Source organism: uncultured Tateyamaria sp., assembly GCF_947488715.1.
In the GTDB taxonomy this organism is placed as follows: domain Bacteria; phylum Pseudomonadota; class Alphaproteobacteria; order Rhodobacterales; family Rhodobacteraceae; genus Tateyamaria.
In genome coordinates, this window is the sequence record NZ_CANLAG010000006.1 from 120,001 (window position 1) to 138,878 (window position 18,878).

At 60.5% G+C, this 18,878-nt stretch carries 17 protein-coding genes and 1 tRNA gene; 12 read left to right on the forward strand and 6 right to left on the reverse strand.

Going from position 1 to position 18,878, the window contains the following annotated elements:
* Positions 1-136: 136 nt before the first annotated feature.
* From msrQ to Q0936_RS14635, 3 genes are all read right to left on the reverse strand, one after another.
* Positions 137-739, reverse strand: a complete 603-nt coding sequence (gene msrQ / locus Q0936_RS14625) for a protein-methionine-sulfoxide reductase heme-binding subunit MsrQ (RefSeq protein ID WP_299143456.1) — start codon at positions 737-739, stop codon at positions 137-139.
* Positions 739-1,644: a protein-methionine-sulfoxide reductase catalytic subunit MsrP gene (gene msrP / locus Q0936_RS14630; RefSeq protein ID WP_299298188.1), complete on the reverse strand. Its 906-nt coding sequence runs from the start codon at positions 1,642-1,644 to the stop codon at positions 739-741. Before msrP ends, msrQ begins: the two co-directional genes overlap by 1 nt.
* Positions 1,645-1,718: 74 nt before the next feature.
* On the reverse strand, positions 1,719-3,212 hold the full coding sequence (locus Q0936_RS14635; RefSeq protein WP_299298192.1) for an FMN-binding glutamate synthase family protein: 1,494 nt from the start codon (positions 3,210-3,212) through the stop codon (positions 1,719-1,721).
* Between the two features lie 246 nt (positions 3,213-3,458).
* Between Q0936_RS14635 and Q0936_RS14640 the strand changes: the two genes are divergently transcribed.
* The 3 genes from Q0936_RS14640 to Q0936_RS14650 all read left to right on the forward strand — a co-directional run bounded on the left by Q0936_RS14640 (position 3,459) and on the right by Q0936_RS14650 (position 7,247).
* The gene (locus Q0936_RS14640; RefSeq protein WP_299298195.1) at positions 3,459-3,947 is read left to right on the forward strand and encodes a fasciclin domain-containing protein; all 489 of its coding nucleotides are present in this window, start codon (positions 3,459-3,461) and stop codon (positions 3,945-3,947) included.
* Positions 3,948-4,158: 211 nt separating this feature from the next.
* Positions 4,159-5,898 (forward strand): calcium-binding protein, encoded by a 1,740-nt coding sequence (locus Q0936_RS14645; RefSeq protein ID WP_299298199.1) that lies wholly within the window; start codon positions 4,159-4,161, stop codon positions 5,896-5,898.
* Positions 5,899-6,134: 236 nt separating this feature from the next.
* A complete protein-coding gene (locus Q0936_RS14650; protein WP_299143476.1) occupies positions 6,135-7,247 on the forward strand; it encodes a hypothetical protein in 1,113 nt (370 codons plus the stop codon).
* Positions 7,248-7,301: 54 nt separating this feature from the next.
* Here the strand turns inward: Q0936_RS14650 and clpB are convergent, their stop codons facing one another.
* Positions 7,302-9,917 carry an ATP-dependent chaperone ClpB gene (gene clpB / locus Q0936_RS14655; protein WP_299298202.1) on the reverse strand — a complete coding sequence of 872 codons (2,616 nt, stop codon included), beginning with the start codon at positions 9,915-9,917 and terminating at the stop codon, positions 7,302-7,304.
* 452 nt (positions 9,918-10,369) lie between these two features.
* Between clpB and Q0936_RS14660 the strand changes: the two genes are divergently transcribed.
* Together Q0936_RS14660 and pyrF are read left to right on the forward strand one after the other, a co-directional pair.
* Complete coding sequence (locus Q0936_RS14660; protein WP_299298205.1) at positions 10,370-10,681, forward strand: orotidine 5-phosphate decarboxylase; 312 nt, start codon at positions 10,370-10,372, stop codon at positions 10,679-10,681.
* A 205-nt stretch (positions 10,682-10,886) separates the two neighbouring features.
* Positions 10,887-11,603 carry an orotidine-5'-phosphate decarboxylase gene (pyrF, locus tag Q0936_RS14665; protein WP_299298208.1) on the forward strand — a complete coding sequence of 239 codons (717 nt, stop codon included), beginning with the start codon at positions 10,887-10,889 and terminating at the stop codon, positions 11,601-11,603.
* Between the two features lie 232 nt (positions 11,604-11,835).
* Here the strand turns inward: pyrF and Q0936_RS14670 are convergent, their stop codons facing one another.
* Positions 11,836-12,264 (reverse strand): NUDIX hydrolase, encoded by a 429-nt coding sequence (locus Q0936_RS14670; protein WP_299298211.1) that lies wholly within the window; start codon positions 12,262-12,264, stop codon positions 11,836-11,838.
* A gap of 54 nt (positions 12,265-12,318) precedes the next feature.
* On the opposite strand from Q0936_RS14670, the gene Q0936_RS14675 reads away from it, so the two are divergent.
* Positions 12,319-13,572, forward strand: a complete 1,254-nt coding sequence (locus tag Q0936_RS14675) for a DNA polymerase IV (RefSeq protein ID WP_299298213.1) — start codon at positions 12,319-12,321, stop codon at positions 13,570-13,572.
* A 3-nt stretch (positions 13,573-13,575) separates the two neighbouring features.
* Here Q0936_RS14675 and Q0936_RS14680 read toward each other — a convergent pair whose 3' ends face one another.
* Positions 13,576-14,436, reverse strand: a complete 861-nt coding sequence (locus Q0936_RS14680) for an N-formylglutamate amidohydrolase (RefSeq protein ID WP_299143493.1) — start codon at positions 14,434-14,436, stop codon at positions 13,576-13,578.
* Between the two features lie 170 nt (positions 14,437-14,606).
* Here Q0936_RS14680 and Q0936_RS14685 point away from each other — a divergent pair.
* The 6 genes from Q0936_RS14685 (at position 14,607) to Q0936_RS14710 (ending at position 18,871) form a co-directional block, all read left to right on the forward strand.
* Positions 14,607-14,681: transfer RNA gene (locus Q0936_RS14685), tRNA-Val, on the forward strand.
* Positions 14,682-14,788: 107 nt separating this feature from the next.
* On the forward strand, positions 14,789-14,914 hold the full coding sequence (ykgO, locus tag Q0936_RS14690; protein WP_005850168.1) for a type B 50S ribosomal protein L36: 126 nt from the start codon (positions 14,789-14,791) through the stop codon (positions 14,912-14,914).
* 180 nt (positions 14,915-15,094) lie between these two features.
* Positions 15,095-16,018, forward strand: coding sequence for a YeeE/YedE thiosulfate transporter family protein (locus tag Q0936_RS14695; RefSeq protein ID WP_299298216.1), 924 nt, complete (start codon positions 15,095-15,097; stop codon positions 16,016-16,018).
* A gap of 101 nt (positions 16,019-16,119) precedes the next feature.
* A complete protein-coding gene (locus tag Q0936_RS14700) occupies positions 16,120-17,295 on the forward strand; it encodes a DUF2235 domain-containing protein (RefSeq protein WP_299298219.1) in 1,176 nt (391 codons plus the stop codon).
* Between the two features lie 106 nt (positions 17,296-17,401).
* Positions 17,402-18,277: a glutathione-dependent disulfide-bond oxidoreductase gene (yghU, locus tag Q0936_RS14705; RefSeq protein ID WP_299298222.1), complete on the forward strand. Its 876-nt coding sequence runs from the start codon at positions 17,402-17,404 to the stop codon at positions 18,275-18,277.
* A gap of 111 nt (positions 18,278-18,388) precedes the next feature.
* Positions 18,389-18,871, forward strand: a complete 483-nt coding sequence (locus Q0936_RS14710; protein WP_299298225.1) for a hypothetical protein — start codon at positions 18,389-18,391, stop codon at positions 18,869-18,871.
* Positions 18,872-18,878: the final 7 nt, after the last annotated feature.

Below are 18,878 nucleotides of genomic sequence, written 5' to 3' on the forward strand. Positions count from 1 at the left end.
ATTCACCCGAATGAATCGCGCGATTCACCGGATGACTCGTTTTTCTGAGGGAATTTTTTGGCTGACTCGGGCGATTCATGGGGGTCGCGCCGGTCAGGCAAAGAGAAGTTCCGCCTGATTCCGGGCAAATCGGCCCTCAGGCTGCTGCTTTCTTGCGCAGTGTGGGAACACGAAACGCCAACAGGGCGATAATCACCGTCAAATAGGCCAGTGGTTCGATCTGAAAGCCTCTGGCGAGCCATACATAGTGAAGCGCACCCAACAGAGCGATGGGATAGGTCAGAAGGTGAAGCTTGCGCCACACGACACCCAGTTTGCGGATAGACATGTTGTTGGATGTCACCGCCAACGGGATCATCAGCACAAAGGCCGCCATTCCAATAGTGATGTAGGGGCGTTTGAGAATGTCGGCCCAGACACGTTCCAGGGATTGCACATCCAGAACCGCCCAGACCAACAGGTGTAGAGTAACGTAGGTAAAGGCCAACAGGCCGACTGTGCGGCGGAACTTGATCAGGTTGATCCCGAACACCTTGCGCAGGGGCGAGATACACAGGCCTATGATCAAAAGCTGGAGGGCAATCTCGCCCAGCTCGTGTTCCAGTGCTTTGACCGGATCACGGCCGAGCCCGTTGGTCACCCCCAGATAGAGCAGAACCGGGACCGGGATCATGTATACTATATATACGGCCCATGTGGGGACCCAACGGGCCGCTTTGTTGATCCGGTCGACGATCATCAGTAATTCGCGCGCAGGTCCATGCCGTCGTAAAGGCTGGCCACTTCGGCTTCGTAGCCGTTGAACATCAGCGTCGGTTTCCGCTTGGCGAAGAGACCGCCACCAACCGGGCGCTCGCTGGCCTGGCTCCAACGGGGGTGATCCACTTCGGGGTTCACATTACTATAGAAGCCATATTCCCGACCGTTTGCCTTGTTCCAGCTGGTGGGCGGTTCCTGATCCGTGACGGTGATACGCACAATCGACTTGATCGATTTGAACCCGTATTTCCACGGCACCACCAGACGCATGGGCGCGCCGTTCTGGTTCGGGATCGGTTTGTCGTAGATGCCTGTCGCCATAATAGTGAGCGGGTGCATCGCCTCGTCCAGACGCAGACCCTCGACGTAGGGCCAGTCCAGAACAGGAAAGCGGACGCCCGGCATCTCGTCGGGGCGCAGCGCGGTTTCAAAAGCGACGTATTTGCCGCCTTCCTGTACACCGGCGAGGTTCAGCAGATCGGCCAGTTCGAACCCGTTCCACGGGATCACCATCGACCACGCCTCGACACAGCGGAAACGATAGATACGTTCCTCGATCGTCATTGCGTCCATGATCTGTGCCATGGAGTAGTCGCCGGGGTTGTCGACCATGCCGTCAATCACGACGGTCCAGGGATCCGTGGTCAGAGTGTGGGCGTTGCGGGCGGGATCGCCCTTGCCGGTGCCGAACTCGTAGTAGTTATTATACTGTGTGATGTCTTCGTAGCTGTTGGGTTCCAGCGGCGCACGTTGCGCACGCGCCATGCCAGCCGCGCCGATCAGGCCAAGGCCCAGCGCCCCGCCCATCACCTGCCGACGATTCAGAAACGCATCATATGGTGTCGCGTCTGCGCGCGTCAGGTCATTCGTCCAGCGGTGAGCCATTTATATCATCTCCTAAAGGTCATCGGCATCTTGGCACATAGATGGATGCGCAAGCGCGGCAAAATGATATGTCCTCACGGGGTTGTCACCGCGTTGTAACTCGGGGTGATTTCATTCAGCGGGCGCGACCGTCCATCATCCTGCATGATACGCACGTGACGGCGCCGCATCATACGTGGTTCTGCAACGCCCACCGAATGCGCGATCACTTCGACTTCGTGGATCAGTTCGGTGGCATAGCGGGCCACGCGCTTTTCCTTTTCCTTGACCACCAGCCCCTTTTGGAACCGCTTGTCATGGGTCGTGATCCCCGTGGGACAGGTGTTTTTGTTGCACTTGAGGGCCTGGATACATCCCAGGCTGAACATGAACCCCCGTGCCGACGTGATAAAGTCGGCCCCCGCCGCAATGGCCCAGGCCACGTCGCCGGGATTGACCAGCTTTCCGCTCGCGACGATGCGGATCCGGTCCTTGAGGCCCGCCTGATCACGCAGATCCACAACCATCACCAGCGCCTCGCGGATCGACATACCCACCAGATCGATCAGAGGCATCGGCGCGGCCCCGGTGCCACCTTCGCCCCCGTCGACTGTAATAAAGTCGGGTGCCGACGCCGCACCACGCGCATTGATCGTGGCAAAAAGGTCCGCAATCGGGGCCTCGGCCCCCACCACAGTCTTGATCCCCACCGGTTTGCCAGTGACGTCGCGGATGTGGCCGATCAGGTCCAACAGGTCGTCCCAGTCATCCACTTCGGCGTGGCGGTTGGGCGAAATACCGTCCTGCCCCACATCCAGCCCGCGGATGCCTGCGATTTCGGCGGTCACCTTGGCACCGGGCAGAATACCGCCCTTGCCCGGCTTGGCCCCCTGCGCCAGCTTGATTTCAAACATGCGCACCGTCTCGTGGGCGGCCACCTCGCGCAGCTTTTCATCACTGAGCGCGCCCGCCTTGTCGCGCACGCCGAATTTGGCGGTGCCGATCTGGAACACCACGTCGCATCCGCCCTCGAGGTGATAGGGGCTGAGGCCCCCCTCGCCCGTGTTCATCCAGATGCCCGCCGCCTTGGCCCCGCGACTGAGCGCGCGCACCGCCGGTTTGGAAATCGCGCCATAGCTCATGCCCGAAATGTTGAAGAACGAATGCGCTGTATAAGGTGTGCGTGCATCTGCACCGATGACCATGGGCGCGGTTTTGGCGAACTGATCCTCGAGCGGGGGGAACGCCGCATTCACAAAGATCGGCGTGCCCACCACATTGAGATTGCGGGTCGAGCCAAAGGCGACTGTGTTGCTTTCCCCATGGCCTGCGCGATGGATCCACTCGCGTTGGGCCCGGTTGAACGGCATCTCTTCGCGGTCCATGGCAAAGAAGTATTGGCGAAAGAACTCGCCCAGGCTGGAGAACAGCCGACGAAAGCGCCCAATCACGGGATAGTTTCGGCGGATGGCGTCATCGGTCTGCATGCGGTCCACAAAGAACATGACCACCAAAACCGCAGCGCTCAGACCAATCAGAAACACAAAGAGGAACAACAGCACCTCAAGCACCGACATTGCAAAATCCATGGCCACCTCCGTTCGCGCTCGGTGCACTGTGCAAAGGCAAGAGAGGGGACGCAAGCGCAGGCGGATATTTGCCGCGCCTGACATGTTCGTGAGTGGAAACTCAAAGGCCCTCGGGCTTAGCGGTGGCGCGGGTTCTTTCAAGTATAAGTGGGAAAAATTTCCACGTGATCCAGCGGGCAAAGTGGTGCGTTTCCCTTGCGATACCGAATGACGGTTATCGCAACGCAATCAAAGGGAGACATCGTTATGTTCCGCAAGACACTTTTGACCACCATTGCCGCCGCCACCTTTGCAACCGGCGCCATCGCAGGTGCCGCCAAGAAGGACATCGTGGACACGGCTGCGAGCGCCGGTTCGTTTGAAACGCTGGTCGCAGCCGTGCAGGCCGCGGGTCTGGTCGATACATTGAAAGGCGACGGCCCGTTCACTGTCTTTGCCCCCACCGACGCCGCATTTGCCGCCCTGCCCGAAGGCACGGTCGAAACGCTGCTCAAGCCCGAGAACAAGGACCAGCTTGCGGCGATCCTCACCTATCACGTCGTCCCCGGCAAAGTGATGTCGACCGACCTGACAGATGACATGGAGGCAACCACCGTTCAGGGCGAGGCCGTTACCATTGATCTGGACAACGGCGTGATGGTCGAAGAAGCGACCGTCGTGTCGGCTGACATCGAAACATCGAATGGCGTGATCCACGTGATCGACAAAGTGATTCTGCCCGAAGGCAACAGCTAAGCCGTTCTGACAGAACACCGGATGGGCCCGCATTGTTGCGGGCCCGTTTACATTAAGCTCCCCAATAAATTGAATTCGACGCAATTTTGGCTCAATTTCGCCTTTTTCGAGCCACGCCCCCAAATCTCGTGCTACGAAATCACCCGAAAGCGGGCCTGCCAGCCACAACGCTTTGCGCGCAATTTCGCGTAACGACCTGGGGAGATATTGAATGCCGACCAATTATGTCGAAGAGACGGTTTTTCCGATGGGCACAATCGGGCCCTACTTCGAAAGCTTCAACGACGGTGTCCCGATTGACTTTCAGGTCGGAGACACGGTCAGCGGTAACGTCGGAGTGCCGTACATCTCACGACCGGATTCTCAAGATCAAATCGTCTTCAACGTACAAGCTGGCGTCGCTTACGTCTTTGAAGTGACTGTTCAGAAATCGGGCTCGGACGTGTGGATCGCGGTTGGCGATGACAGCGTTCAGATACCCTTTACTGAACCAGAGGGCGAATACACGTTCACACTCGGCCTGCCCTACGACGCAACCGGCACCAGTCAGTTGAGCATAAGCGCCGGATCGTCCGTAACATACACGTTCACGGTCCTGCAGGTCATCTACCCTGACCCGTCCGAGGGTGACGATTACATTGTCGGCAACATGACATCGGACCGCGTCGACCTGCTGGGCGGCAACGACACCTATGTGGCCCTCGGCGGATCCGACGTCATCACCGGTGGCATGGGTGACGACAGCATCGACGGCGTCTGTGGCAATGACACGCTCGAAGGCAACGAAGGCAATGACACCTTGCTGGGCGGCAATGGCCGGGACGTTCTGATCGGTGGCGACGACAACGACCTGCTGGATGGCGGCAATCAGCAGGACATGCTGGACGGCGGCGAAGGTAACGACACCCTCATCGGCGACAAGGGGGACGACACCCTGATCGGCGGCGACGGCGATGACGAAATCAACGGCGGCAAGGACAACGACGAGATGACGGGCGGTGCGGGCCGCGATGTTTATCGCATCCGCAACGGCGAGGGTCAGGACACGATCACCGATTTTACTCAGGGCGAAGACCTGATCGACCTGACCACGTTCGGCATCTGGGATATTTCCCAAGTCACCATTCAGGATCTGGGCAGCGGTGTGCGGATCAACACCGGCGACGGCAACTATGTCGAACTGACCGGCCTGACGACGGCGGACCTGAGCAACGCGGATTTCATCCTCGAAGACGCGCCGATCATTCTGGCGACGGACGGTGGTGATGTGATCCAGGGGACGGGTGCGGGTGACACCTTCATCATGCTGGGTGGTGCCGATCTGGTCCGCGGCGGCGCAGGCCGAGACTTTCTGGCAGGTGGCACCGGGCGCGACACGATCTTTGGTGACGACGGCGCGGATTCGCTGCGCGGCGGATCGGGATCGGACCAGATCTTTGGCGGGCGCGGCAACGACCTGATCGAAGGCGGGTCGGACAATGACCAACTGCTGGGCAACAACGGCCGCGACTTTATCAATGGCGGCAATGGCAATGACCGGATCATCGGCGGGTCAGGCAGCGATACGTTGATCGGCGAGAACGGCAACGACATGCTGAACGGCAATTCGGGCCGCGACTCTATTATGGGTGGCGCGGGCCAGGACACCATCCTTGGCGGCGGCGGCGCGGATACCATCGAAGGTGGTTGGGGCGATGATGAGCTGACCGGCGGTGCAGGTGCAGACCTGTTCGTGTTTGCCGATGACCGCACACGCGCTGACACCATCACGGATTTCGGGCGCGGCGCAGATGTGATCCAGATCGGGTTCTACGGCTTTACCGACATCAGCGACCTGAACCTGAACCAGGTGGGCAATGATGCGGTCATCACGCTCAGCGACCGCGACAGTATCACGATTGAAAACACGCTGGTCACCGATCTGACAAACGCGGATTTCGACTTTATCTGACCGTTTCAGGAAAAAGATGAACAAAAACAAGGGTGTCCCCGCGGGGACACCCTTTTTCGTGTCCAAACCGCGCGGCCGATTGGGGCGAAATACGCACAATTTACCCCACTTTTTACGCTATTGTTTCCAATTCCCGCCCCTTTGCCACGATATTGACGCTTCGACAGAGGGTAAAAATGACCGGAAACGGCAGGGTGCCCGATGGTTATTGAGCAACAAGTACAGGCATTAGACCAATGGCAACTTTGAACGAAACATATGACGCACTGATGTGGGTCCCGGGGGCTGCGAATTACAGCATCGTCACGGGCGACACTTTCAACGGAACGGTTGGCGGGACAGATCCGTCCGACAGCGTGAACCTGCAAGGCCTTGTGCCCGGCACGACCTATACCGTGTCTGTGACGATGCAGGACATCGCGGGCCCCACCGGGTTGGCACTGGTTGCGCCGGGCTTTGGTCCATCCATCTTCTTTGATGTGGTGAACGGTGTCCCGGTGAACAACACGGCGTGGAACGCAGGCTTTGTCACCACCTCAACGGTACGGGTGGATGGCAACACGATCTCGTTTGACTTCACTCCGACCAGCAACACCAGCTTGGCCTTGGAATTGCAAAATCCGAGCACTGCGGAAACCTATGCCATCACATTCGCGCCTGCGATTGTCCCCGGTGTCATTTCCGAAGGGAACGACATCATCATCGGAGAAAATGGCGGCGACAAGATCTTTACCCTCGGGGGCGATGACAGCATCGACGGCAAATCCGGCAAGGACACCATCCATGGCGGCGACGGTGATGACACGATCATCGGTGGTACGGATCACGACCAACTGTTTGGCGACGACGGCAATGATGTGATCATTGGCGGCGCGGGCAAGGACAAGCTGACCGGCGGTGACGGCGATGACACGATAACTGGCGCGCAGGGCAATGACCGTTTGTTCGGCGGCGCGGGCAATGACGATTTGCGCGGCGGCATCAGCAACGACCGTGTCTATGGCGGCGAAGGCAACGACGCGCTGTTTGGCGATGCGGGCAATGACAAGCTGTATGGCGGTGACGGCGACGACGTGTTGACCGGCGGCACAGGCAAGGATGTGATGACCGGCGGCGCCGGGGCGGACATCTTTGTGTTTACGGCAAACGCGCATCGCGACCGGATCACAGACTTCGAAGACGGCGTCGATCTGCTTGACTTCAGCGACCATAACAACGTGTCGAACATGTCCGATCTGGGCATCACGCAAAGCGGCGCCCATGTGGTCATCGATCACGGCGGCCCTGCCGAGTTGACGTTGTTGAACACCAACATCGCAGACATTGACGTGACCGACTTTATTTTCTGATCGGTGCGCGACGGTGATATGAAAAGGCCCGCATCGCTGCGGGCCTTTTTTGCGTCAGTGGATGACCGCGTCGTCAGGGCGGGGACGGTTTGATGCGGACACCGTATCCCCGATGATCAGCCCTTCGGTCCCGGCAGAGACCTCGACCGTTTCACCGTCCTTTATGTCACCCGCCAGCAGCATTTCTGCCAACGGGTTCTGCAAGGCGCGCTGGATCACACGTTTCAGCGGGCGCGCGCCAAAGACGGGGTCGTACCCTTCGTCGGCCAGCCATGTCCGTGCGCCATCGTCCAGCGACAGGGTGATCTTGCGCGCGGCCAGACGGTTGAGCAGACGCGCCATCTGGATCGTGACGATGCCGTCCATATCCGCGCGGGCCAGACGGTCAAAGATGATCGTCTCGTCCAGACGGTTCAGGAACTCGGGCCGGAAATGCGCCCGCACCGCGTCCATCACATCGCGCCGCGCCTGGCTGGCATCCGCCCCTTCGGGCAACTGGCTCAACGCCTGCGCACCCAGGTTCGATGTCAGGATGATCAGCGTCTGCTTGAAATCCACCGTGCGGCCCTGACCATCGGTCAGCACGCCATCGTCCAGCACCTGCAACAGCACGTTGAACACATCCGGGTGCGCCTTTTCGACCTCGTCGAACAGAACGACCTGATACGGACGACGCCGCACCGCCTCGGTCAACACACCGCCTTCGTCGTAACCAACATAACCCGGAGGCGCGCCGATCAGGCGGGCGACCGCGTGTTTCTCCATGAACTCTGACATATCGATGCGCACCATCGCGCTGTCGTCGTCAAAGAGGAACTCGGCCACGGCCTTGGTCAGCTCGGTCTTGCCCACGCCGGTTGGCCCGAGGAACAGGAACGACCCAAGCGGGCGGTTCTCGTCATTCAGGCCCGCACGCGCGCGGCGCACGGCATTGGCGACGGCACGCACGGCGCTGTCCTGGCCGATGACGCGGTTGTGCAGCTGGTCCTCCATACGCAACAGTTTGTCACGCTCGCCTTCCAGCATTTTGGACGTGGGGATGCCCGTCCAACGCTCCACCACGCTTGCGATCTGCTCGGGGCGCACGGCCTCGGCCACCATCGCATCGGTCTCAGCACCCTCGGCTTCGGTCAATTTGCGTTCCAGATCGGGGATCACGCCATAGGACAGCTCACCTGCCTTGGCGAGGTTGCCCTCGCGCTTGGCAATCTCCAGCGCCGCGCGGGCCTGATCCAGCGATTCCTTGAGGTCGCGGGCCGAGGCCAGCTTGTCCCGCTCGCCTTGCCACTGTGCCGTCATCTCGGCACTGCGTTCGGCCAAATCGGCGAGGTCCTTTTCCAGCGTTTCAAGCCGGTCCTTGGACGCCTGATCATCCTCAAGCCGCAGCGCCTCGACCTCGATCTGCATTTGCAGGATCTGGCGGTCCAGCGCATCCAACTCTTCGGGCTTGCTGTCGACCTCCATCCGAAGGCGGCTGGCGGCCTCGTCCATCAGGTCGATGGCCTTGTCGGGCAGAAACCGGTCGGTGATATAGCGGTGCGACAGTGTCGCCGCCGTCACCAAGGCGGAGTCAGAGATCCGCACGCCGTGGTGCAGCTCGTACTTTTCCTTGATACCGCGCAGGATGCTGATCGTGTCCTCGACAGTCGGCTCTTCGACCAGAACTGGTTGGAACCGGCGGGCAAGGGCCGCGTCTTTTTCGACGTATTTGCGGTATTCGTTGAGGGTTGTGGCACCGACGCAGTGCAATTCGCCCCGCGCAAGCGCCGGTTTGATCAGGTTTGCGGCGTCCATGGCGCCATCGGATTTGCCCGCGCCAACCAGCGTGTGCATTTCGTCGATGAACAGAACGATTTCACCCGCGGCCTCGGTCACCTCGGTCAACACGGCCTTTAGCCGTTCCTCAAACTCGCCCCGATACTTGGCGCCCGCGATCAGCGCGCCCATGTCCAGCGCCAGAAGGCGTTTGTTGCGCAAGGATTCAGGCACGTCGCCGTTAACGATGCGCAGGGCGAGCCCTTCGGCAATCGCGGTCTTACCCACGCCGGGTTCACCGATTAGCACCGGGTTGTTCTTGGTCCGCCGGGACAGCACCTGCATCGCGCGGCGGATCTCTTCGTCGCGGCCAATGATCGGGTCAATCTTGCCCGCCTCGGCCCGTTCCGTCAGGTCCAGCGCGTATTTCTTGAGCGCGTCATAGCCATCCTCGGCACTTGCCGTGTCCGCGGTGCGGCCCTTGCGGATGTCGTTGATCGCAGTGTTCAGCGCCTGCGGGTTCACGCGACCCGCCTCCAGCGCATCCTTTGCGCCAGATTTCACCATGCCAAGTGCCATCAAAACGCGTTCGACCGGCACAAAGCTGTCGCCCGCCTTTTTCGCCAGCGCCTCGGCTTCGGCCAGCACTTTGCCCGTGGCGTTGTCGAGGTACATCTGCCCCGCGTCACCCGTGATCTTGGGATGTTTCGCCAGTGTCTGATCCACATGGGTCAGCACGCGCGCAGGATCGCCGCCCGCCTTGGTGATCAGATTGGCGGCCAGCCCCTGATCATCATCCATCAGAGCCTTTAGCAGGTGTTCGGGGGTCAGTCGTTGGTGGTTCTCACGTGTCGCGATGGTCTGTGCCGCTTGCACGAAACCGCGCGACCGCTCCGTGAACTTGCTCAAGTCCATGGGTCTCTCTCCTTTGTCAGCGCCCGGTTTGGCATGCCCTCATCCGAGGCACATGCCCCTGCGGGCCGTCAGGAAACAGATGGTGCGGGAAGGCTGTTTTCTCAAGGGTGTGTGACGGTGAAATCCACCCCACTGCGCCGGACGGATCCCAATGGTTCACCCATACCAATCCGTTGTGAGGTCATCTAAATTGCCGGATAATTCATTGATAAATCAACGGATTACGGCGGAATTTCGCCGAAAAACAACCGGAGCCGTACAGTTGAACCCGAAACTTCGTGAGGACGCTTTTCGTATAATTATCAGTACTTTGACCCAGATTGCGGCGAATCGCATCCGCAATTTCCACGAATCCGTGACAAGTCGTGACGGGTTTTCCCCCTTCATTTGTGGAACTCTATCGCCATCTTGTTCGTTACAAGAGCAGAACCACAAAATGTAGGTGACCCAAAATGCAGACTGTCCCATTGCAACTGACCGATGTGATTTACAACGCTGCGACCCAGACCTTTGAGGCGCGCGTGACCGTTCACGACCGCAAGGGCGCGCACAGCTATGCCTGTGCCATCGACGCGCCAATCACGATGGAATTCGAAGACGCGGCCGCGGGCCTTGCGACACAGGCCATGCGACGCCATGTGCACGGCCGTGCCGACGCGACCCACATGCCGCACGCCACCGCACCGCTGCGGTCGAGCCGACGTGCCGGACTGCGCCGCATGGTGCTGGACCGTTTCGCAACTGAACGGCCCCGCGCGGCCTGAACCCCGTTTCCTTGACCGTGGCCCCGGTGCGCAACCTTCTGTCCCCTGCGCAACGGACCATGGCCAAGCTGCCAGAGACATGTGCCTGCCTGCAAAGTCTCTGATTTCCTGCCCGGGTGTCTCTGACATCCGGGCCTTTTTTTCGTCTGTGGACTTTGACGCGCTGCCTGCCGTATCACGCGGTGGACCAGTACAGGGGGCGTGAATGGCGGATGACAGGCTGATCGTGGCGATGGACGTGCCAAACGCCATCGCAGGACTTGAACTGGCCCAGACGCTGGGCGACAGCGTCAGCTTTTACAAGATCGGGCTGGGTATGCTGACGGGGGGTGGCCTCGCCCTCGCCAATGAGCTCAAGCAAGAGCACGGCAAGCGCATCTTTCTGGACATGAAGCTGTTTGATATCGGCGCCACAGTCGAGGCGGCGGTGCGTGGATTGGCGCAGTTCGAGCTGGATTTTTTGACCGTACACGGCGACCCGCATGTGGTGCGTGCCGCCAAAGAGGGCGCAGCGGGCACGTCTCTCAAGATCCTTGCGGTGACAATCCTGACATCGCTGGACCGGGACGATCTGGATGATTGCCTGATCCAATCGGGCGAGATCGGTGATCTGGTGCAGGACCGCGCGGGCCGCGCCTTTGATGCAGGTGCGGACGGAGTGATTTCGTCGCCCCACGAGGCATCAGCCATCCGCGCCCTGCCCGAAGCCGCAGGTCGGTTGATCGTCACGCCTGGTGTGCGCCCGGCAGGGGCCGATCTGGGAGACCAGAAGCGCGTTGCCACACCAGCCAATGCCATCGCGAACGGTGCGGATCATGTTGTCGTGGGGCGTCCCATCTGGCGCGCTGAAAACCCGCGCATCGCGGCGCAGGGTGTTCTGGACGAGTTGTCGAGCCCGCAGGCCCAGTCGCCAAACCGCTGACAATGCAGCACTTTTCAAGCGTGCTTTACGGTTCGATGCTCCGCTGAAAACCGTGCTGCCGATCCAACCTATTGTGCCATTCACGCAACAGACCACCGTATATTGCACGGTCAGGTTTTCCTGACCTAGCGTCAACCCGTTTAAGTGGTATTATGAATGATAGGTGATACTCCCCGACGAACCAGATCTTCCTGAGGTTCGTCACCTCCCCCCGCGCAACGCGGGGGGTCTTTCATGTAAAGCATGCCGTTTTCACACCCGCGAGGTAGTCCCTCAGGCGGGGTTTGAATTGCGGAACAGCCATCTCGTGGGCGAGGAAGTCATCGACGGTCATCATGGCCCATCCCTGCCCCTCGTCACCCAGCACGATCTGTGCCTCGACATCTGCTGGCACATGCGCGGCAAAGAACCACGAAATGCCACCGTTCGAGGCGCCGTATTCCCGCCCCCACTTCACGACAGCCGGATCAATCCGCAGGGTCAGTTCCTCGTAGGTTTCGCGCAAGGCACATTCGAGCGGCGTTTCGCCCGGCTCGATCCCGCCGCCGGGCAAGTCCCAGTGGTCGGCCCACAACAGGCCCGGCGTGTTGTCGCGTTGCAGTGTGGCCAGATTGTCCCCGACAAAAAGCGCCAATTTAGCACCAATCACACGCCCTGCCATGTCCAAGCCTCTCTGTCTGCGCTACACTCGCAGACCTAGCCATTCCTTGTGCCCATGCCCAGCCTTTGTCGCGATTGTCTGACCGATTTTGATGCCCTGCCGCGCTGCCCTGCGTGTGGCAGCCCGCGTGTTGTGGCGCATCCCGAATTGTTCGACCTCTCCATTGCACATATGGATTGCGACGCCTTTTATGCCTCGGTCGAAAAGCGTGACGACCCCAGTCTGGAGGGCAAGCCCGTCATCATTGGTGGCGGGCGGCGAGGCGTCGTGTCCACGGCGTGCTATGTGGCGCGGATTCGTGGGGTTCGATCCGCGATGCCGATGTTTCAGGCGCTCAAGCTGTGCCCCGAAGCGGTGATCATCAAGCCGCGCATGCAGGCCTATGTCGATGCGTCGCGCGCCATCCGCGAGATGATGGAAGAGATGACACCCGCCATTGAACCCCTTTCGCTGGATGAGGCGTTTCTGGACCTGCGCGGCACGACCAAGCTGCATGGCCGTCCGCCTGCGGTGATGTTGGCGCGGCTGGTCAAGCGGATGCGTGACGAACTGGGGCTGACTGGGTCGATTGGTCTGAGCCACAACAAGTTTCTGGCCAAGGTCGCATCGGATCTGGAAAAGCCGCACGGGTTTTCCGTTATTGGCACCGCTGAAACCGGCGATTTCCTGCGTGACAAGCCGGTACGCCTGATCTGGGGCATTGGCCCGGCGGCGCAGGCGTCATTGGACAAGGCGGGGATTCGCACGTTTTCGGACCTGTTGCGGTGGGACCGCGTTGATCTGATTGCCCGTTTTGGGTCGATGGGTGAACGCCTGTGGCATCTGGCGCGGGGCGAGGATCACCGCCGTGTGTCCCGCGATGCGCCGATGAAGTCGATCAGCAACGAGACCACATTCGGCGAAGACACAAGTGACCCCGATATTCTGGACGGCCATCTGTGGCGCATGGCCGAAAAGGTTGCGGACCGCGCCAAGGCCAAGGACATCGCGGGCCGGGTTGTGACGCTCAAGCTCAAGCGGCACGACCATTCGTCCCTGACCCGCCGCGTGTCACTGCGAGAGCCTGCGCAGCTTGCCGATACGATCTATCGGACGGCGCGGGCGCTGTTTGATCAGGTGGGGGATCAGGGGCCGTATCGGCTGTTGGGGTGCGGGATCAGTGATCTGTGCAATGCGGGAACGGTCGAGGCGTCTGGCGATCTGCTGGACCCGGATGCCCGCAAACGTGGACAGGCGGAGCGCGCCACAGACGCCATCCGCGACCGGTTTGGTCACGATGCAATCGTCAAGGGACGCGCTTTGCGGTGACTGCTATTCAGCCGCGAGCGGCACGCGCATCTGACCAATTGTGGTGATGTCCGCCACCACGCGCCGCAACCGGGCGCGCACCGCGTCAAAGTCGCCATTGGGACGGATCAGGCGCTCGTTCATATAGAGGGATCGGTCGATTTCGACCTGGATCGCGTGTTGGTTGCGGGACGGACGGCCATAGGCCTGCGTGACATAGGCCCCGGCAAAGGGCGCATTGCGCGCCACGGTGAACCCGGCATTGGCAAAGGCCGCTTCGACGATCTCGACCATGTCGCTGCCTGCGGCAGCACCAAAACGGTCACCCAACACCACATCAGGGCGCGCCATGCCGCCACGCGCAATGCCGTCCATCGCCTCGTGCGGCATGGAATGGCAATCGATCAACACAGCCTGGCCATGGGCCAGATGCGCGCCATCCAACAGCTTTTGCAGCATGTGGTGATAGGGGCGCCAATAGAGGTCGATCCGGCGCTCTGCCTCTCGCATCGACAGTTTGCCGCGATAGATCACCCGGCCATTGGCGACAACGCGGGGGATCACACCAAGGCCGCTGGCGATGCGTGGATTGTGGCCCTGCCGCCGCACACCTTCGATCAGCGCGGGGTCCAGTTCGTCGGCGCTGCGGTTCAAATCGACAAAGGCGCGTGGCGCACCGGCCTTGAGCAGCGGCGCGCCCATTTGCGGCACCATGTCAAAGAGTTGGTCGACAAAGGCATCCTCGGACGAGCGGATTGTCTTTTCATCCAGCTGGGTGCGACGCAGAAAGCTCCATGGATAATCGCGCCCGGAATGGGGCGATGCAAACACCACGCAGGACGTGCGTTTTTCAGGGTGTAGTACGTCGTAGGCGACCTTGGGCATGGATGCTCCTCCGAGAACCAACATAGCCCATGACATACCAAAGCCAAAAGCCCTTGATCATGCCATCGACTCCTTTTATACGCCCCCTCACCCGGCGCGGATTTCCGCGCCCGCTTTTATTGTGGGCCACCACTTTGAATCGCGGGAACGGCATCCGGGACGGTCAAAGTGGGCGATTAGCTCAGCGGTAGAGCACTTCGTTGACATCGAAGGGGTCACAAGTTCGATCCTTGTATCGCCCACCACCTATTCCGCCAACCGGGGCAACCCGCGCGGCACATCACACCGGCACTGAGGTGCCAAAACGCAACCCGGCGCTGCTTCGCGCCATGAAACATGAGGAAGAAGCGCCATGAAGGTTCGCAACTCGCTCCGTTCGCTGAAAAACCGGCACCGTGACTGCCGCGTTGTGCGTCGCAAGGGCCGTGTGTACGTCATCAACAAGACGCAGCGCCGGTTCAAAGCACGCCAGGGCTAAGCCCCGCAGCAACGACCAAATTCAAAAGGCCGTCCTTGATCAGGGCGGCCTTTTTGCTTGTCCGGCGCACGCAGAGGCACATTGTGATCGCGCGGGCGGTCACACCGCGCGGTTGCCATATTGCCAGAGCGGCGGCAAATCGGCTTACTCACGCGACAGGATGCGACGACGGAACACAAAATGGCTGACAGTCTGACAATTGCCGCTGCTTTTGTTCTCGGCTTTGCGCTGTCGCGGGCCAGCACATGTACGGTGGCCGCGACCATGCGCCTGGTGACGCTGCGGCGTGTGGACTGGCTGTTGGGTATTGCCGTTGCGGTCAGTTGGTCGGCGGTGGCGATCTATGCCCTGCGACTGGCTTTTCCCGAAAGCACCGCAGCACCCGACGCCTTTGGCATCAACACGACACTGATCGTGGCATCGGTCGTGATGGGGGCCGGGGCATGGTTGAACGGCGGCTGTTTTGTCGGGTCCGTCGGGCATATCAGCAGCGGCAACGTCTCTTATGTCGCCACCTTTGCAGGGCTGGCGGCGGCACGGTTGTTTGAAAACACCGATCGCCTGATGGGCCTGGCACCGATGCAGACCGCAGCGCGGCTGACGCCGGAGTCGGGCGGGCGGTATTGGGCCTTGCTCGGCCTGTTTGCCCTGCTGCTGGTGTGGAGCATGTGGCGTATTTTCAAACGGCGGCAACAGGCCATTATCGCCCTGAGCGCCATGGGCGTCGCCGCAGCGGTCGTCTATTCCCTGCAACCTGACTGGAGTTACGAGGCCCTCATCGGGCGCATGGTCCATGGGCAGGATGTTCGGGACAATCTGGTGATTCTGTTGGCCGTCATTGGCCTGTTCTCGGGCGCCACGCTGTCGGCCATGCTGAACAACCGCTTTCAATTGCGCCACAGCGGTTGGCGGTCCACGACGCTGTCCTTTGCCGGTGGGTTGCTGATGGGAATTGGTGCGCAGTTTGTGCCGGGTGGTAATGACACGCTACTTTTGTGGGTTATCCCCGGCTTTGCGCTGCACGGGCTGGCAAGCTATCTGATCATGGTTGGCACTGTTGCCATATTGATCATGCTGGCACGCGCGCGCGGGGCAACCGCCTGATCCATCCCGTTTTTTGACGACAACCGCTGGTTTGGTTTGCGTTCTACCTCGCCGTGCGTAGTCTTGGTGCATTGGTTAACGACATTGATGAAGGAAAGACCATGTCGCGCAAACTTGTGGTCTGCCTGGACGGCACCGGAAACGAAATCGAGACGAACGAGTCCAACATCCTGCGGCTCTACAAATGCCTTGAGCGGTCCGAAGATCAGATCGTGTATTACAACCCCGGCGTTGGCACGCTGGACACGCGGCCATTCACCCGCGCGGTGTTGACCAAGCCCAAGCTGGTTCTGGGACTGGTCGCGGGCCTTGGGTTGGAAACCAATGTGCTGCGGGCCTTCGAGTTTCTGTGCAAGAATTACCGCAAGGGCGACCGCATCTATCTGTTTGGCTATTCGCGGGGGGCCTATACGGCCCGCGCGCTGGCCGGGTTCATCAACGACTTTGGCCTTGTCGAACCTGATGAGTTCCACCTTGTGTCACCCGTGTTCAAGGCGTGGCGGCGGCTGCGCAAACACGACCCGCGCGTCAAACACGCCAAGCTGCGGATGCTGGAAAAGGCGTTTCGCATGACCCACCCGCCGATCCGGTTCCTGGGGTTGTGGGACACGGTCAGTTCGATGTTGCAGGTCAAGCTGTCGCGCGGAACCTTTGTGAACTACATCCACCACTCGAGTGTCGACGAAAACCCGTCCGTCGAATCTGTCCGGCATGTGCTGGCCATTGACGAGACGCGGCGTTTCTTTCGGCACCAGTTCTGGACAGACGGGCAGGAATATCACGGCACGCGGTTCCTATCCAAAGAGAACCCGCCCCAGCAGGACGTCAAACAGGTCTGGTTTGCCGGCACGCATACGGATGTCGCGGGATCGGTCCCCGAAGCTGAGGCGGGTCTTGCCAAACTGACGCTGCACTGGATGCGCGAAGAACTGGATGCGCTGCAAGTCGACGGGCTCGCCTTTCGCGACATCACCTACAATCGCTACGTGTTGGGCAAAGAGGACGAAGTTACCAAGCGGATGCAGCTCGACATCTCGATACCCGATCACAATGCCCCGCTGCACAGCCAGATGAAAAAGGGCTGGTTCCTGTTGGAGGGTGTTCCGCGCCTGCGGCGGCGGTGCCGGTGGCCGGAACAGAAGTCCTGGCTGGGGTATTACTTTCCGTTTGGGCAGGCGCGTTACATCCCGTCGGGATCTATCATTCACCCATCAGCATTGGCACGGCGGGACGACCCCTCCAACGCGTATGATCCGGTCAACCTGAAGGGGTTTTGACACCGCCGCCCAGGCACCTGTTCGAACTTGCACAGGCGGCACCCCTTGCGGTTGTCCCTGTGCGCCATAGGTTGCCATCAAACCTCTGATGCGAAAGGCCCAACCGATGAGTGACCCGACCTACACCCCCCCAGCCAAATGGACATGGGATGCCGAATCCGGCGGCCAGTTTGCCTCGATCAACCGGCCCATCGCGGGTCCAACGGCGGACAAGGAGCTGCCGGTGGGCAAGCATCCGTTCCAACTCTATTCGTTGGCCACGCCGAATGGCGTCAAAGTCACGATGATGTTCGAAGAGCTGTTGGCCGCGGGCGTGACCGGTGCCGAATACGATGCCTGGCTGGTCAACATCGGTGACGGCGACCAGTTCGGATCGGGCTTTGTCGAGGCCAACCCGAACTCCAAAATTCCGGCCCTGATCGACCGCACCGGCGACACGCGACTGCGCGTGTTCGAAAGCGGGTCGATCCTGATCCATTTGGCAGAGAAGTTTGGCATGTTCCTGCCTGCATCCGGTCCGGAGCGCACAGAGGTCATGAACTGGTTGATGTGGCAAATGGGGTCTGCGCCGTTCCTTGGCGGCGGCTTTGGCCACTTTTACGCCTATGCGCCCGAAAAATACGAATACCCGATCAACCGCTACGCGATGGAAAGCAAGCGGCAGTTGGATGTGCTGGACCGGGAACTGGCGACCAAACCGTTCATCGCCGGTGACGCATACAGCATCGCGGATATGGCGATCTGGCCCTGGTATGGGCAACTGTGCCTTGGTCGGTTGTATTCGGCGGCAGAGTTCCTGGACGTGGAAAGCTATGGCAACGTGATGGCCTGGGCCAAGAAGATCGACGCCCGCCCCGCAACATTGCGCGGACGCATGGTGAACCGCGCGTTTGGCGAGCCGGAGTTGCAGTTGCACGAGCGCCATGATGCCACAGATTTCGACACGCAAACGCAGGACAAGATCGGCACATCCGACACCTGACGTACCTTGCGCGGGGTCCCGCACACGCCAGGGACCTCGCCACGATTTGCCAAGACGCGATTGCCGCCTAAGTGGTCAGGGACATGCCCATGCCCCTGAAAGGTCTCCGTTATGCGTCTGCCCCTGATTATTGCCTGTCTTGTCACTGCGTCGCCCGCGTTGGCCGCATCCCTCACGGTCACGTTTCAGGATGGCGCGCCCAAGGACCGCTTTACAATTGTGCATGACGGGTCCTGCGCTGCGGCGCCCACACACCTTGTGATTGATCTGGGAACCGCACCTGCGGGCCTGATCTTTGACACCACAGGTGCAGGTGCAGGGGTCGAGGTGTTTCAACCCCTCGAATGGGTTACCGGTTCGGCACGCACGTCTGCGGTGACGGATGGGGACACCGCCCTGACCCTGTCGCTGGACCGCATCGCGCCGGGCGAAACACTGGCCTTCACCATAGACATCGACGACACCACCAGCGCGCGGCAGATCACCGTGGACGGTTCTGAAATGGCTGGGGCCAGCCTGCGCATGGCGGGAACTGAGGCGGTGTTTGACGCATCGGGTCGCGCCCGCATCGACTTGCCCGCCTGCACATCCTGAGCGGGCC

Excerpts from the sequence above, each read along its gene's own strand:
- Q0936_RS14695 (WP_299298216.1), top strand. The coding sequence starts at position 15,095 with ATGGCTGACAGTCTGACAATTGCCGCTGCTTTTGTTCTCGGCTTTGCG.
- Q0936_RS14670 (WP_299298211.1), bottom strand. The coding sequence starts at position 12,264 with ATGGCAGGGCGTGTGATTGGTGCTAAATTGGCGCTTTTTGTCGGGGAC.
- Q0936_RS14700 (WP_299298219.1), top strand. The coding sequence starts at position 16,120 with ATGTCGCGCAAACTTGTGGTCTGCCTGGACGGCACCGGAAACGAAATC.
- Q0936_RS14635 (WP_299298192.1), bottom strand. The coding sequence starts at position 3,212 with ATGGATTTTGCAATGTCGGTGCTTGAGGTGCTGTTGTTCCTCTTTGTG.
- Q0936_RS14640 (WP_299298195.1), top strand. The coding sequence starts at position 3,459 with ATGTTCCGCAAGACACTTTTGACCACCATTGCCGCCGCCACCTTTGCA.
- msrP (WP_299298188.1), bottom strand. The coding sequence starts at position 1,644 with ATGGCTCACCGCTGGACGAATGACCTGACGCGCGCAGACGCGACACCA.
- Q0936_RS14680 (WP_299143493.1), bottom strand. The coding sequence starts at position 14,436 with ATGCCCAAGGTCGCCTACGACGTACTACACCCTGAAAAACGCACGTCC.
- Q0936_RS14710 (WP_299298225.1), top strand. The coding sequence starts at position 18,389 with ATGCGTCTGCCCCTGATTATTGCCTGTCTTGTCACTGCGTCGCCCGCG.
- Q0936_RS14675 (WP_299298213.1), top strand. The coding sequence starts at position 12,319 with ATGCCCAGCCTTTGTCGCGATTGTCTGACCGATTTTGATGCCCTGCCG.
- Q0936_RS14660 (WP_299298205.1), top strand. The coding sequence starts at position 10,370 with ATGCAGACTGTCCCATTGCAACTGACCGATGTGATTTACAACGCTGCG.
- yghU (WP_299298222.1), top strand. The coding sequence starts at position 17,402 with ATGAGTGACCCGACCTACACCCCCCCAGCCAAATGGACATGGGATGCC.
- Q0936_RS14650 (WP_299143476.1), top strand. The coding sequence starts at position 6,135 with ATGGCAACTTTGAACGAAACATATGACGCACTGATGTGGGTCCCGGGG.
- msrQ (WP_299143456.1), bottom strand. The coding sequence starts at position 739 with ATGATCGTCGACCGGATCAACAAAGCGGCCCGTTGGGTCCCCACATGG.
- clpB (WP_299298202.1), bottom strand. The coding sequence starts at position 9,917 with ATGGACTTGAGCAAGTTCACGGAGCGGTCGCGCGGTTTCGTGCAAGCG.
- pyrF (WP_299298208.1), top strand. The coding sequence starts at position 10,887 with ATGGCGGATGACAGGCTGATCGTGGCGATGGACGTGCCAAACGCCATC.
- ykgO (WP_005850168.1), top strand. The coding sequence starts at position 14,789 with ATGAAGGTTCGCAACTCGCTCCGTTCGCTGAAAAACCGGCACCGTGAC.
- Q0936_RS14645 (WP_299298199.1), top strand. The coding sequence starts at position 4,159 with ATGCCGACCAATTATGTCGAAGAGACGGTTTTTCCGATGGGCACAATC.